The sequence below is a fragment of the Campylobacter sp. BCW_4321 genome, assembly GCF_001763075.1.
GTDB lineage: Bacteria > Campylobacterota > Campylobacteria > Campylobacterales > Campylobacteraceae > Campylobacter_D > Campylobacter_D jejuni.
Genome location: NZ_MJYA01000003.1, coordinates 52,468 through 65,683, shown reverse-complemented (window position 1 = coordinate 65,683; position 13,216 = coordinate 52,468). Strand labels below are relative to the sequence as shown.

Genomic DNA, 13,216 nt, shown 5'->3' with positions numbered 1-13,216 from the left:
ACTTTAACTAATAAAAAATTGATTAATATCAGCCTTATTTTCAAAAGCTATACTTGTATAAGCTTGATTTTTAAATTTAAGTTCATAGCTTTTTCCTGCTTCGTGTTTAGTATAGGTAAGGGCTATTTTTAAGGCAAGTTCTAAGTCTTTTTCTGAAATTTTTTCATCTACCAAAGAGTAAGCTCCGATTAAATCCCCAAGTTCTATTACTTCATATTTAGGAGTTTTTAAACCTTTTAAAAGAGTATTTTCAAGTTCATTTCTACCTATGATCATTTTAGCTCCATTGGGTAATCTTAAATGACGACCATATTTTAAAAGTTGTGCGTCATTAACCTGCATATCTTTGTCAAATTCTATGAAATCTCGAATTTTTTTAGCAAAACTATCAAGAGTTAGCAAACAACCCCCACCTGGGCTTTCAAAGTCTTCTAATCCAAATTTAGCTGCAAGTTCAAGTTGTCTTTTACGACTTCTTCCGCTAATACCTTCGAGTTTTTCTCTATCTACCCAACCTTCTCTTTCAGGTTTGGTTAGAGGTAGGTTTTTTGCACACATAGGACGCAAGATTAAATCTTCTTCATCAAGAGCAAGTTTTTTAACTTTTGCCATCGCATCACTTCTTTGACTCATAGGGCGTTGTCCTAAAACTTCTCCTGTGATGATAAAACTTGCATTTTCTTCTTTTAACATAGCAAGAGCAGTTTTAAACATAAAAGCATGACAATCTATGCAAGGATTAAAATGTTTGCCATAACCATATTGTGGATTAAAAAGCACTTCTTGAAGATAGGAATTTCTTACATCTATCATTTCAAAATCTGCACCTACCATCGCTGCACGCTTTTTCATGATTTCACTTTTATCGCTTGTGCTTCCAAAACCTATGTTGATATTTAGGGCTTTAACTTCTATGCCTTGCGCAGTGATGAGTTTCATTGCAAGCATACTATCAAGCCCACCGCTAAAAAGAGCTAATGCTTTCATTGATTCCTTTCTGAGATTATAAAGTTTTTTAAGATTTTGTCGATTATAAAAGGTATAATTTTAACTAAAAAATCTTTAAAATAAGGATTGGAAAGTGTTAAAAATAATTTTGGTTTTAAGCATTTTGAGTTCTTTTGCTTTTGCAAATTCTTGTGCCAACTACGAGCAAGAACTTAAAAAGTGTAATTCTTTAAAAAATTCACATGAGAGAAAAATGTGTCGTTTAGGTTTATTTGCAAAATGTAAAAAAGGATAAATAATGAAAATCGATACTTCTGCTAGTTTAACCCATTCTTTAACTAATAATGTTGATAAAAAAGAGCTTAGCGTATTAAAAAAAGAAGATCAAGATAAAATTCCCGTGCAAGATCTTTCGAGTTTAAATAACGATGGTGTTAAGGTTGTTTTTGAAAATAAGCAAGGTGAACTTATAGCTTTAAATTTAAGCAATGAAAATTATAGTAGTTTACAAAAAAATTTCAGTTCTTATACGAATTATGTTGCTAGAAATGATGGTAGTATAAGGCTTAATGGCGAAGCAAACCAATTTATTTCAAATTGGTTTGAAAGTGTAAAAGATAATTTTGGTTCTTTAAATTCAAATTTAAATAATAAACAACAAAGTGTAAAATTAAATTTTAATACAAGCACCCTTCAACAAAGTATGCAAAATTTAGGCTTTAAAACAAGCGATGAAAAAATATCTGATGATGCAAATATAGAAGAAAAATTAAATTTTTTTATTGATAAAGATGTAAATAAAGATGGTAAAGTTGATGATAGTGATGTTAAAGAACCTAGCATGAGAGAAATTTTAAGCGACATTAAAGAAGCATCAGGTGGTGGAGCTAATGCTATGAAAACCATAGATCCGCAAAAAATCAATAAAAAAGATGACAAGGAAAATAATATCAAAGAAAAAGAAGACGAAGATTTGCTTCAAAAAGCCCAAGAAAAAGGTTTAAGTGCTTTAAGTGCTGATGAGCAGGCAAAGCTTGAGGCTAGCAATCCTGAAGAATTTGAAAAACTGAAGCAAAAATCTTTGCAAGAATTAAGTCAGAATTTAAGTAAAGATTTTCAAAATAAAATTGAAAATCAAGAAACACAAATTGTAGATAAGAGAGTGTAGCAAATTATAATTTTACCCTCTTAAGATTTTAAAATCATATATAATAGGTAGTGTAATTCTTAAATCCCCGTTATAGTGTGGAAAATTTAAAGAAGCTTTTTTTATGCTTTCTAAAGCACTTTTATCTAACAAATCATATCCTGAGCTTTCTATGATTTTTAAATCTGTTAAAGTTTTATTTTCTTTCCATAAAAATTCTACTTTTACAGTTCCTTGCATACGCATTTTTTTTGCTTGCCTTGGATAAAATTGTGCTTGTTGTATAGCTTTTTGGATTTCTTTTAATACAGGGTGATTATCTTTTCCTTGTGTTAATTGGGTGATTTTAGGTTTGACATTTGTATCAGTTGTTTTTGTAAAAGTTTTAACTTCTTGAGTTGGTGCTATTGGGATTTTATTTGGTATTGGATGTGAAGGTGTTTTTTTTATCTTTTTTTGCATTTTTTCAGGAGTTTTTTTAATAACTTTTGGCTGAGGTTTTGGTTTGATAGGTTCTATAATGGATTCTGTTGGTTTAGTCTCATTTGTTGGATTAGTTTGGGTAAACTGTTTTATTGCTAAAGAAAAAGAATCTTCATTTTTAATTTCCATTTTAAAAAAGTCATTTGAGTGAAAAATGACAAAAAGCAAAGGTATAAAGACTATAAAAGTTATATAAGAAGCTTGGTATTTATGATTTAAAAATAAAGTTTTCATTTGTTTTTCTCAGTAAGAATTTGAAAATTTTCATGTTCTTTGGCTTTTAAAAAATCTATAATTTTTACAAAGCTTTCAAATTTAGCATTTTTATCGCTTTTTAGTTCTACTATGGTTTTTTTATCAAGTGAAAAAATAGCATTTTGAACTTCATTTAAATCAGCTAATTTATCATTTAAATAAAAAGTATTTTTTTCGTCTATGGTTATAAGAAGTTTTTTTTCATTATTGCTTATATTGGTAGCATTTTCACTTGAAGGAAGTGAGATTTGAATTTTTCCATGCGCAATAAAGGTTGAAATACTAAGTACTATAGCAAGCAAAACAAGCATAATGTCTATAAATGGAACTATATTTAAACCTTCATTTTTTGGTAGTTTAAGCATTTTTATTTGCCTTATAAGCATTACTTAAGAGGGAAACTTTTCTAAGTAAGGTATTATAAGCCATTAAAGCAGGAATAGCAACCAAAAGTCCTAAGGCTGTAGCTTTAAGAGCTAAAGAAAGTCCCACAACTATAGATTTGACATCTATATTGCCCGTTAAGCCCATTTCGTAAAATGTAACCATGATGCCTATTACAGTGCCTAAAAGTCCTATATAAGGGGCATTGGAATAGATGATATATATAGTGGTTAAATTTTCACTAATCGCATCATCAAATTGCTCTTGATTCTCATAATTTTTAAAGTTAATTTTTCTAAAAAATAGCATTCTTTCTACAACACACCAAAAAGCTATAAATGCCATAATTCCTAGAATTAAAAAGATAATTAAATCGATGTAATCTTTTAGAAATGCCACATTTTTCTCCAAAAATATACTTACTAAATTTTAAAAGATTATACTATATAAAAAATAAATTTATAATTAATATCAATTATCATAATTTTTAAGAAATTCTTGTTTATAGTTTTTATTTTTATTAGGTTATAATTTATAAAAATTTAATAGGGTTTAATATGACTATAGATTTAAATCACAATTTTACCTCTTTTGTTCTTCTTGATGAAGTTGATTTTAATTTTTCGGAGTTAAAAAGCATTTTAGAAGATAAATTTAATATAAAAATAGCTGATGAAAATTTTACCAAAGAGGGAGTGATTTTTTCACATGAAAATATGTTGGTTACTCTAAATTTGATTAAAAATCCTATACCTAATCACGAAGCAGAATACTATGCAAATTTTAATTTTATATGGAAAGATGCCTTAGAGCAAACTAAAAAACATAAAGCTCACCTTCTTATAGCGGTGCTAAGTCAAGATCAAAGCAAATTAGAACAAGCTAAAATGTTTACGAAAATTGCAGCTTTATGTTTGGATAATAAACATGCTTTAGGTTTTTATACAGGTGCAGTTGTTCTAGAGCCCAGTTTTTATATAGAAAATGCAAAAATGTTAGATGATAATCGCTTACCGGTATATAATTGGATATATGTTAGTGTTTATCCTAGTGAAAATGGAGTTAATGCTTATACTTATGGGCTTAGAAATTTTGATAAATTAGAACTTGAAGTTTGTGATTTAAACATAGAAAAAAAAGAACTTTTCTTTTGTATTTATGATATTGTTTTACATATTTTAACTTATGATATTAATCTAAAAGATAAAGATATTTTAAAATTTGAAGATGGAAAAGAAATAAAATTTATAAAAAGTCAAGGTATAAGTGTTGAGAACGAAAGCTTGAAAATTATTTTTTAAGTTTCACATTCACTTCACAGTTTTGAGTTAAACTTTCGCCAACCAAGACAAAAAAGGAGAAACTATGAAAGCAAAATTAACTTTACTTGCTTTGTTGGGTGCTACAGTGCTTTTAGCTAAAGATATGGTTGTTCCTGCTAGCGAACTTCCAAATAATGCCAAAGAATTTATTTCTAAAAATTTTAAAACCGCTCAAATTGGTTTGGTGAAAAAAGATATAGATTCTTATGATGTAATTTTAAATGATGGAACTGAAATTGATTTTATGATCAATGGAGATTGGAAAGAAGTTGATGGAAAATATAAGGCTTTACCACATACTATTTTACCTAGTGTTATGAAAAAAGTAAGCGCAACTCAACCAAATGCTCAAATTCTTGAAATAGATAAAGAAATTAATGGTTATAAATTTAAGTTTAATAATAACATGAAAGTTTATACGGATATGCAAGGAAATGTCCTAGGTCAAAAATTAGATTAATTTTTGAAAATTTAACTCCCTTAGAAAATTTGATGCAAAAATTTGGAAGCATAGTCTTCCAAATTTTTTCTTTTTTGATTGCAAAACCCAAAATATATTTAGTTTTAAAATAATACTTTATTGATACAAGTGATTGTTTTTTTATAAAATTAAATTTACAAAATGTTACATAAGATTTAAAATATTTTTTTTAAAAAATAATTATTTATAAATATTTTGCTAAAATAAAAGAGATGTAATCTTAAATTTAAGGAAGAATAATGAATACTCCTAAATGGACTAGTCACGATACAAGGTGGGTTTTATCTCTTTTTGGAACAGCTATTGGAGCCGGTGTACTTTTGTTACCTATTAGTGCTGGGCTTGGTGGATTGATACCTTTGTTAGTTATACTTGTTTTAGCTTTTCCTATGACTTACTTAGCTCATAGAAATTTATGTCGCTTTGTGCTTTCAAGTTCTAATCCAAAAGATGATATTACTTTTGTTGCAGAAAGTTATTTTGGCAAGGGCGGTGGATTTTTAATTACACTTTTGTATTTTTTTGCTATTTTACCTATTTTATTGGTTTATAGTGCTAATCTTACAACAACTTTGCTTGAGTTCTTAATCAATCAGTTTAATTTCAATGCAGATCTTACTCATGCTGCTCGTTGGTGGGTGAGTTTTTTGATTGTTGGAGTTTTGGTTTTGATTTCTATTCTTGGTGAAAATGTTGTAACAAAAGCAATGAGTTTTCTTGTTTTTCCTTTTATTATATTTTTATTTATTTTTTCATTGCTTTTAATTCCACAATGGAATTCATCATTATTTACAAATGTTGATTTTTCCGTAATTTCAACAAGTAATTTTTGGGTTACTTTATGGCTTGTTATTCCTGTGATGGTATTTAGTTTTAATCACTCTCCTATTATTTCTTCACTTGCTTGTTATTGTAAAAAAGAATATGGTGATTATGCTGAACCTCGCGCTAGAAAAATTATTTCTTTGGCAATTATTCTTATGGTTTTTGTTGTAATGTTTTTTGTTTTTTCTTGCGCTTTAACTTTTACACCAGAAGATTTTGCATCAGCAAAAGATCAAAATATCAATATTCTTACCTTTATAGCAAATAAATTTCCTGAAGTTTCTTTGCTGACTTATGTTGGGCCTATTGTTGCACTTGTGGCCATTAGTAAAAGTTTCTTAGGACATTATCTTGGTTCTCAAGAAGGCTTAAACGGTATTTTATATAAAGCAAGTAATGGTAAAATTCAAGGTAAATTCGCTCAAACTTTAACAGCGATCATTACCTTTGTTATCGCTTGGCTTGTTGCGTATAAAAATCCAAGTGTTATAGGAATTATTGAGGCTATTGGTGGTCCTGTTTTGGCTATTTTGCTTTTCTTGATGCCGCTTTATTGTATTTATCGTTTTGATATTTTGGCAAGATTTCGTAATAAATTTTTAGATCTTTTTATTTTGGTAATGGGAATAGTTGCAATTTCTGCTGCAATTCACAATCTTTTATAAATTAAGGATAAAAAATGAGTAATTTAAGCATTTTTAAAATAGGTGTCGGTCCTTCTTCTTCTCATACTTTAGGGCCTATGCTTGCCGGAAATTTATTTTGTAAAAAAGTTGCTAAAAAGCTTGATGAAATTGATAGAGTTGAGGTTACTCTTTATGGTTCTTTGTCATTAACAGGTAAAGGACACTTGAGTGATAAGGCTGTAATTTGGGGGTTAAATGGCCTAGAAGCTAAAAATTTAAGCGCAGCAATACAAGATGAAGTAAATAAAAATGCTATTGAAAATGCTCAAATTGATTTTTGTGGTGAGAAAAAACTTTGTTTTAATTATGAAAAAGATTTGATATTTTCCAAAGATTTTTTACCTTTACATGAGAATGGTATGAAGATTAAAGCTTATGATTGTAAAGGTGGGTTAGTTGATGAAGAAACTTATTATTCTGTAGGTGGAGGCTTTGTTTTAACAGCTGCACAATTAGAAAAAAAAGGTAAAAATTCCAACCAAAATAAAAAGAAAAAACTAGATATAGAGCTTAACAATGCAAAAGAAGCTTTAGAGCTTTGCGATAAAAGAGATTGGGATTTAGCAGAGCTTTCTTATCGTTATGAATTGCAATTTCACACTAAAGAGGAAATTCGTGCTTATTGTCTTGAAATTTGGGAAGTAATGCAAGAAGTGTATTATAATGGTACGCATCCAAATGAAGATTATTTGCCTGGAAAACTTCATTTAAAGCGTAGAGCCAAAGGACTTAAAGAAAGAGTGGCGATGACAGCTGATCCTATGGGCATTATAGATTTTATTTCTTTATATGCTATTGCGATTGCTGAAGAAAATGCTAGCGGAGCAAAAGTTGTAACCGCGCCAACAAATGGAGCATGTGCTGTTATCCCTGCTGTTATGCTTTATCTTAAAAATCATACTATAGGTTTTAGCGATGAAAAGGCTATAGAGTTTTTATTAACAGCAATGCTTATAGGTTCTTTTTATAAGAAAAATGCAAGTATTAGCGGAGCAGAAGCAGGCTGTCAAGCAGAAATTGGTAGTGCTAGTTCGATGGCAGCTGCGGCTATGGCAACAGTTTTAGGGGCTAATGCTTTTAAAGCATGCAACGCTGCTGAAATGGCAATGGAACATCATCTAGGTTTAACTTGCGATCCAGTTGCAGGGCTTGTGCAAATTCCTTGCATAGAAAGAAATGCCTTTGGAGCTATTAAGGCTATAAGTGCTGCTAGAATGGCAATGACACGTAAATCTACTCCTATGGTAAGCCTTGATGAGGTTATAGAAACCATGTATGAAACAGGAAAAGATATGAATTATAAATACAAAGAAACTTCTTTAGGTGGTCTTGCTACAAATTTAAAAACAGTATGCTAAAGTGTTTTTACACTTTAGTGTATTTTTTCATTCTTTGACTTAAAAATTCTTTCATTTCTTCTTTGGAAAAACTTTTAAGAATACGAATTTGCTTAAAAAGCAAGCCAAGATTAATTACTCCCATCACTAAAAGCAATAAGCAAATCATTAAAAAAACAAGATCTATGGCTCCAAATTCATTAATCATAGCCAAACTTGCAAAAAATACACTCGCTAATAATAAAAAAAATAAAAGCAATATTTGTTTTAATTTTGCTTCATTAAAATTATCGCAATTTTGAGTGAAATTTCTAAAAAGTATGATCTTTTTACCCAAATTTGAAACTAAAATTTCATCATTTTCTTTAAATAAGCCTTCTTTTAAACTTTGATAAAAAAAGATTTCATTGTTTAAATTTAAAGCATCTTTATAGCTTGATAAGGTGTAGTCTTTGTAAAAAAAGGATTTTAATTCATTTTTCTTTTCTATTTTAAATAATCTTAAATCATTTCTCGCATAAAAAAATCCACTAAAGTTCATAAATGCCATAAGTATCGCTCCCTAAAAAATTCCTATAAAGTGGCTTGAAATTTAAAGGTATTGTAACATTTTTTTCATCATTTAAACTTGAACTTTGGAAAATCAAAAACATATCTATTTCATCTTTAAAGATTTTGAGAAAATTTTCTCCACCCTCATACATTAAAAATTTAGCTTCACTTGGAATTTGGGTATAAATTTGGCGGTTTGGAACTTTAAATAAAGGGATATTTTTATCAAAATTATCTATATTTTGACGGCTTAAGATACAAAGATTAGGCGCTTTTGCTTTGCAAAGCCTAGCATCTAGTATAGGGTGATCTTTTCTTATGGTTTCTCCACCGACTACAAGCAAATCAATCACCGCTCTAATTTTATGTGTATAAGTGCGACTTAGATCATTGCTTACGATTTTGCCAAGAGGCGAGCCATTCATAGAAAGGGCTAATTTAAAAAGTTTAAATTGCCCTTTTTGCCATTTTAAAAAAGGTTTTAAAAGTTTTTTTCCTTCTTCTTTAAGTATGTCAAATTCAACCTCTATGCCTTGTTTTTTTAAAAATTCAGCCCCACCACTTGCGATTTTATTTTCATCTTTAACGCTGATGAAAATTTTTTTAAAACCTAGCTCGCTAAAGAGTTTTGCGCAAGGAGGCGTTTTTCCTTGATGAGAGCAAGGTTCAAGTGTTACAAAAGCTATACTATCTTTAAATACACCTTGATGGTTTTTGCAAATAAACTCATGTAAAGCGTTTGCTTCTTTAGGCAATGAAATTTCAGGTCTTAAACTTTTAAAAGCATGAGCTATGGCATTAAGTTCTGCATGAGCCAATCCAGCTTTTTCATGAGCTTTTATGGCTAAAATTTTTTCATTTTTATCTAAGATTACACAGCCTACAGCCGGATTCGGATAGGTTAAAAACTGATATTTCCAAGCCTCATTTAAAGCTAAATTCATATAAAATTCTTTCATTTGGCTACCTTGTATTTTAAAATTTGACATATTTTTAAAATTTTATATTTTTGTTTTAAGATAATAAATTCTAAATTTTCCATTTGTATTTCTTATTTTTAGTTATATTAACCATAGTTTTTCTAAGTTTTTTAGGATATAACAAAAATAGTAAGACCGAAATTATTTTTCATCTGTAGCATCCTTTATAATTTTAGGAATGACATAAGCTTGATAAACTAGAAAGTTTTGGTGGCCGGGAGAAAGGGATTCGAACCCCTGGAGGTGTGACCCTCAACGGTTTTCAAGACCGCCGCTTTCGACCACTCAGCCATCTCCCGATAAAGTAAAGTTTTGCCTTTTTGGAGGCGACATCCGGATTCGAACCGGAGATCAAGGCTTTGCAGGCCCATGCCTTACCGCTTGGCTATGTCGCCCTGATAATGTTGAAAAAGTGGTGCCCGAGGCCGGACTTGAACCGGCACGGAAGAAAAATTCCGAGGGATTTTAAGTCCCTTGTGTCTACCAATTCCACCACCCGGGCGGGTGATTATGGAGCGGGAAACGAGATTCGAACTCGCGACCCCAACCTTGGCAAGGTTGTGCTCTACCCCTGAGCTATTCCCGCATAAATTTCTGAAAGAATTGAAGATAAAAGTATAGCAAAATAAACTTAAAAGGAGTTTATTTTGCCTTAAGTTATTTGCAAATAAATAAAGCTTTTGCACTTAAAATTTGTTCTTTTTCGCCGATAATTGGAGATGAAAGTTCTATATTATCAGATTTTGCATTTAGCATTCTAGGTGCGATATTGGCATTGGCATTTACTTGTAAATTTTTCAATACACAAGTTTTATTAAGATCTAAAGAGTAAGTTTTTTCATATTCGTATGATGTTTTTAAAAGCTCTTTGTAGAGATTTTCTTTGTTGTTGTTTAGTGTATCTTTTGAAAATTTTGTTTGTATGGCTGGTGTTGAAACGCTGATGAAATTATTTTTAGCTATGATAGAATTGATGTCATTTAAAAGCTTGTTAAAATCTGCAAGTTGGTTTTCTTTAAATTCACATTCTAAATTCGCATCAAATCTTTGACCTTTTGGAGTTTGTATACCATCTTTATAGGAAAAATTAGGTTCTAAAGAAAAACTTCCTCCGCTACAAAAATTTTCTTTTTTTGAGCGTTCTAAAATTTGATTGAAAGTATTTGTGATTTCGGCTTTTTCACTATCGTCTAATGTGATTTTTGAGCTTAAATTTTCATTTGCCCAAAAATTAATATTTGCATATAAAATATCGGGTTTTAGTGTATTGCTTACTTCTATATTTCTTGAAAAATATAAATCATGATTAGAGTCTTTTTTGCCTAAAAATTCTACATTAAAAACTACTCCTGCAACAAAAAGTAATAAACATAAAAAACCTATACCTAAACCTTTAAAAAAAGCTAACATGGATATCCTTAATAATTTAATTTGAGCTAATTTTAGCAAAAAATTTTAAAATTTTTTGTTATACTCTCATTTATGCAAAAAAAAGAGCTTGAAAAACTACAAGAAAATTTACTTCTTTGGTATGAAAAAAATGGACGCAAAACTTTACCTTGGCGTAATTTACAAAGTCAAAATTGTGATGAAAGTTTAAAGCATATTGATAGAGCTTATGGAGTTTATATCAGCGAAATTATGCTTCAGCAAACTCAAGTTAAATCAGTTTTGGAAAGGTTTTATTTCCCCTTTTTGCAAAAATTTCCTACTTTAGAAAGTTTGGCTAATGCTAATGAAGATGAGCTTTTAAAGGCTTGGCAAGGACTTGGTTATTACACTCGTGCTAGAAATTTAAAAAAGGCAGCTTTAGAATGTGTGGATAAGTTTGAAGCTAAATTACCCAAAGAAGTTGAGGATCTAAAAAAATTAAGCGGTATAGGAGCTTATACAGCAGGTGCTATAGCTTGTTTTGGTTATGATCAAAAGGTTTCTTTTGTTGATGGTAATATACGCCGTGTGCTTTCTCGTCTTTTTGCTTTAGAAAATCCTAGCATGAAAGAACTTGAAAAAAGAGCTAAAGAGCTTTTAAATTTAAATCATGCTTTTGATCATAACCAAGCCTTGCTTGATATAGGGGCTTTGGTTTGTGTGAGTAAAAATGCAAAGTGTGGGATTTGTCCTTTGTATGATTTTTGCCAAGGCAAATTTCATACAGAGCTTTATCCAAGAGCTAAAAAAATACTTTATGAGAGTGTAAATTTAAATCTTTTTTTGTTTGAATTTAATAAAAAATTTGCCATAGGGCAAAGCCAAGATAAGCTTTATAAGGGTATGTATAATTTTCCTTTTTTTAAAGAAGGAGAGTATAAACTTTCTAAAGATATGGGTTTTGTAGGGGAGTTTAAGCACAGCTATACTAAGTATAAACTTAATATCAAGGTTTATCATCAAATTTTAAACAATGAAAATAAAAATTATGAATTTAAAACCTTAAAAGAGTTAGAAAGTACCGCACTTTCGGCACTTTCTTTAAAAGCGTTAAAATTAATTAAGCTCTGATTTTTTAGGCAAACATAAAGTAGCTATAAGCATGATGATTGTAAAAATAGCTATATATATAAAAAAGCCATTTTCTATACCTGCATTTTTAAATTGTAAAGCAACCCAAGGAGCAGATCCTCCAAAAACAGCATTTGAAATAGCATAACCCAAACCTGTCCCTAAAGCTCTTACATGTTCAGGAAAAAGTTTTGCTTTAAAAATCCCAGCAACTGAAGTATAAAAACTTAAAATAACAAACAATAATACCACCAACATAAATGTCAAAGAAGGATTATTTTGTGCGTTATTGGCTATAAGTGAAAAAATAGGATAAATTCCTACCAATGCCAAAATACAAAATACAATTAAAGATCGTTTGTGACCTATTTTATCTCCTATATATCCAAAAAGAGGTTGAATGATCATTAGTATAAATAAAGCACCTAAGAAAAGATTATTAACAAGCATTTTATCCATACCCGTATTTTCCATAAAAGTTTTAGTATAAGTTGTAATGGTGTAAAAAGCTAAAGAACCTCCAGAGGTAACTCCAAGTACCATTAAAAAAGGTTTCCAAGATTTGCATAATGCCTTTAAAGTACCACGATCTTCATGCTGGTGAAGTTTTGTAGCACTTTCATTCATCATTTTTCTTACAAAAAGCGAGCCTAGTGCTAAAATTCCGCCTATTACAAAAAGTATTCTCCAAGCATAATCTTTCATATCATCAATGCTAAAAAATAAAAACATTATACTAATGCTTGCAACGGCCAAAAGTTGACCACCTATTAGGGTTACATACTGAAAAGATGAGTAAAAACCGCGTTTTCCTTCCGTAGCAAGTTCTGAAAGATAAGTAGCTGCTATGCCATACTCCCCGCCTACACTAAGACCTTGAATAAGTCTTGCTATTAAAAGCAAGATAATAGCAAGATCGCCCACTGTATCTTTGCTTGGTAAGGCTGCTATCATAAAAGAGCCTAAAGCCATTAAAACCACTGATATAACCATAGATTTTTTACGACCTACTTTATCAGCTAAAGAGCCAAAAAGCCAAGAGCCTATAGGACGCATAAAAAATCCTGCTGCAAAAACCCCAAAGGCATTGATTTGCTGGATAACAGGATTATCTGAAGTTGAAAAAGTATGAGCAAAATAAGTTGCTGTAAAAGCATAGATATAAAAATCAAACCACTCTACTAAATTTCCGCTACTTGCAGCAATAATAGAGCGAATTTTTTTCGTGCGAGTAAGCTCTTGCATAAACCCTTCCTTAATTTTAGATTTTTATTTAAGTATAGTGTGATTTTTGTTTAATATATTTAAAAATAA

General features: G+C 30.1%; 15 protein-coding genes and 4 tRNA genes. 7 read left to right on the top strand and 12 right to left on the bottom strand.

Features of this window, described 5'->3' with window-relative positions; translation table 11 throughout:
• Positions 1-3: 3 nt before the first annotated feature.
• Positions 4-987 (bottom strand): MnmA/TRMU family protein, encoded by a 984-nt coding sequence (locus AJN58_RS00575; protein WP_002871881.1) that lies wholly within the window; start codon positions 985-987, stop codon positions 4-6.
• 94 nt (positions 988-1,081) lie between these two features.
• Between AJN58_RS00575 and AJN58_RS00570 the strand changes: the two genes are divergently transcribed.
• Together AJN58_RS00570 and AJN58_RS00565 are read left to right on the top strand one after the other, a co-directional pair.
• Positions 1,082-1,243 (top strand): hypothetical protein, encoded by a 162-nt coding sequence (locus AJN58_RS00570; RefSeq protein ID WP_002778908.1) that lies wholly within the window; start codon positions 1,082-1,084, stop codon positions 1,241-1,243.
• A gap of 3 nt (positions 1,244-1,246) precedes the next feature.
• A complete protein-coding gene (locus AJN58_RS00565; RefSeq protein WP_070233516.1) occupies positions 1,247-2,116 on the top strand; it encodes a hypothetical protein in 870 nt (289 codons plus the stop codon).
• A gap of 12 nt (positions 2,117-2,128) precedes the next feature.
• On the opposite strand, the gene AJN58_RS00560 is transcribed toward AJN58_RS00565, so the two are convergent.
• From AJN58_RS00560 to exbB, 3 genes are read right to left on the bottom strand one after another with little or no spacing between them, the layout of a single operon-like run.
• Complete coding sequence (locus AJN58_RS00560; protein WP_002862271.1) at positions 2,129-2,812, bottom strand: energy transducer TonB; 684 nt, start codon at positions 2,810-2,812, stop codon at positions 2,129-2,131.
• Positions 2,809-3,198: a TonB system transport protein ExbD gene (gene exbD / locus AJN58_RS00555; protein WP_002851470.1), complete on the bottom strand. Its 390-nt coding sequence runs from the start codon at positions 3,196-3,198 to the stop codon at positions 2,809-2,811. The genes AJN58_RS00560 and exbD overlap by 4 nt, the downstream gene beginning before the upstream one ends.
• The gene (gene exbB / locus AJN58_RS00550) at positions 3,191-3,616 is read right to left on the bottom strand and encodes a TonB-system energizer ExbB (protein WP_002862270.1); all 426 of its coding nucleotides are present in this window, start codon (positions 3,614-3,616) and stop codon (positions 3,191-3,193) included. The genes exbD and exbB overlap by 8 nt, the downstream gene beginning before the upstream one ends.
• Positions 3,617-3,774: 158 nt before the next feature.
• Here exbB and AJN58_RS00545 point away from each other — a divergent pair, with 158 nt between their 5' ends.
• From AJN58_RS00545 to AJN58_RS00530, 4 genes are all read left to right on the top strand, one after another.
• Positions 3,775-4,518 carry a DUF4261 domain-containing protein gene (locus AJN58_RS00545; RefSeq protein ID WP_070291904.1) on the top strand — a complete coding sequence of 248 codons (744 nt, stop codon included), beginning with the start codon at positions 3,775-3,777 and terminating at the stop codon, positions 4,516-4,518.
• Positions 4,519-4,582: 64 nt separating this feature from the next.
• The gene (locus AJN58_RS00540) at positions 4,583-4,999 is read left to right on the top strand and encodes a PepSY-like domain-containing protein (protein ID WP_002856602.1); all 417 of its coding nucleotides are present in this window, start codon (positions 4,583-4,585) and stop codon (positions 4,997-4,999) included.
• Between the two features lie 260 nt (positions 5,000-5,259).
• A complete protein-coding gene (locus AJN58_RS00535) occupies positions 5,260-6,510 on the top strand; it encodes an aromatic amino acid transport family protein (protein WP_002862268.1) in 1,251 nt (416 codons plus the stop codon).
• 14 nt (positions 6,511-6,524) lie between these two features.
• Positions 6,525-7,889 (top strand): L-serine ammonia-lyase, encoded by a 1,365-nt coding sequence (locus AJN58_RS00530; protein ID WP_002855898.1) that lies wholly within the window; start codon positions 6,525-6,527, stop codon positions 7,887-7,889.
• 7 nt (positions 7,890-7,896) lie between these two features.
• Here AJN58_RS00530 and AJN58_RS00525 read toward each other — a convergent pair whose 3' ends face one another.
• From AJN58_RS00525 to AJN58_RS00495, 7 genes are all read right to left on the bottom strand, one after another.
• On the bottom strand, positions 7,897-8,418 hold the full coding sequence (locus tag AJN58_RS00525) for a hypothetical protein (RefSeq protein WP_002862267.1): 522 nt from the start codon (positions 8,416-8,418) through the stop codon (positions 7,897-7,899).
• Entirely contained in the window at positions 8,399-9,409 is a 1,011-nt protein-coding gene (gene ribD / locus AJN58_RS00520; protein WP_074470060.1) for a bifunctional diaminohydroxyphosphoribosylaminopyrimidine deaminase/5-amino-6-(5-phosphoribosylamino)uracil reductase RibD, read from the bottom strand. The genes AJN58_RS00525 and ribD overlap by 20 nt, the downstream gene beginning before the upstream one ends.
• A 202-nt stretch (positions 9,410-9,611) precedes the next feature.
• Positions 9,612-9,699, bottom strand: a tRNA-Ser gene (locus AJN58_RS00515).
• Between the two features lie 22 nt (positions 9,700-9,721).
• Positions 9,722-9,795: transfer RNA gene (locus tag AJN58_RS00510), tRNA-Cys, on the bottom strand.
• Positions 9,796-9,813: 18 nt separating this feature from the next.
• A tRNA-Leu gene (locus AJN58_RS00505) sits at positions 9,814-9,902 on the bottom strand.
• A 9-nt stretch (positions 9,903-9,911) separates the two neighbouring features.
• A tRNA-Gly gene (locus tag AJN58_RS00500) sits at positions 9,912-9,986 on the bottom strand.
• 71 nt (positions 9,987-10,057) lie between these two features.
• Entirely contained in the window at positions 10,058-10,810 is a 753-nt protein-coding gene (locus tag AJN58_RS00495; protein ID WP_070277971.1) for a hypothetical protein, read from the bottom strand.
• Positions 10,811-10,882: 72 nt separating this feature from the next.
• Here AJN58_RS00495 and mutY point away from each other — a divergent pair, with 72 nt between their 5' ends.
• Positions 10,883-11,902 (top strand): A/G-specific adenine glycosylase, encoded by a 1,020-nt coding sequence (mutY, locus tag AJN58_RS00490; protein ID WP_002868837.1) that lies wholly within the window; start codon positions 10,883-10,885, stop codon positions 11,900-11,902.
• Here mutY and AJN58_RS00485 read toward each other — a convergent pair.
• On the bottom strand, positions 11,888-13,147 hold the full coding sequence (locus tag AJN58_RS00485) for an MFS transporter (RefSeq protein WP_002851199.1): 1,260 nt from the start codon (positions 13,145-13,147) through the stop codon (positions 11,888-11,890). The genes mutY and AJN58_RS00485 overlap by 15 nt on opposite strands.
• Between the last annotated feature and the right edge of the window lie 69 nt (positions 13,148-13,216).

Coding starts and splice junctions, on each gene's coding strand:
- AJN58_RS00530 (WP_002855898.1), top strand. CDS start 6,525: ATGAGTAATTTAAGCATTTTTAAAATAGGTGTCGGTCCTTCTTCTTCT.
- exbD (WP_002851470.1), bottom strand. CDS start 3,198: ATGCTTAAACTACCAAAAAATGAAGGTTTAAATATAGTTCCATTTATA.
- AJN58_RS00495 (WP_070277971.1), bottom strand. CDS start 10,810: ATGTTAGCTTTTTTTAAAGGTTTAGGTATAGGTTTTTTATGTTTATTA.
- AJN58_RS00485 (WP_002851199.1), bottom strand. CDS start 13,147: ATGCAAGAGCTTACTCGCACGAAAAAAATTCGCTCTATTATTGCTGCA.
- ribD (WP_074470060.1), bottom strand. CDS start 9,409: ATGTCAAATTTTAAAATACAAGGTAGCCAAATGAAAGAATTTTATATG.
- AJN58_RS00565 (WP_070233516.1), top strand. CDS start 1,247: ATGAAAATCGATACTTCTGCTAGTTTAACCCATTCTTTAACTAATAAT.
- AJN58_RS00525 (WP_002862267.1), bottom strand. CDS start 8,418: ATGGCATTTATGAACTTTAGTGGATTTTTTTATGCGAGAAATGATTTA.
- AJN58_RS00560 (WP_002862271.1), bottom strand. CDS start 2,812: ATGAAAACTTTATTTTTAAATCATAAATACCAAGCTTCTTATATAACT.
- AJN58_RS00575 (WP_002871881.1), bottom strand. CDS start 987: ATGAAAGCATTAGCTCTTTTTAGCGGTGGGCTTGATAGTATGCTTGCA.
- mutY (WP_002868837.1), top strand. CDS start 10,883: ATGCAAAAAAAAGAGCTTGAAAAACTACAAGAAAATTTACTTCTTTGG.
- AJN58_RS00540 (WP_002856602.1), top strand. CDS start 4,583: ATGAAAGCAAAATTAACTTTACTTGCTTTGTTGGGTGCTACAGTGCTT.
- AJN58_RS00545 (WP_070291904.1), top strand. CDS start 3,775: ATGACTATAGATTTAAATCACAATTTTACCTCTTTTGTTCTTCTTGAT.
- AJN58_RS00535 (WP_002862268.1), top strand. CDS start 5,260: ATGAATACTCCTAAATGGACTAGTCACGATACAAGGTGGGTTTTATCT.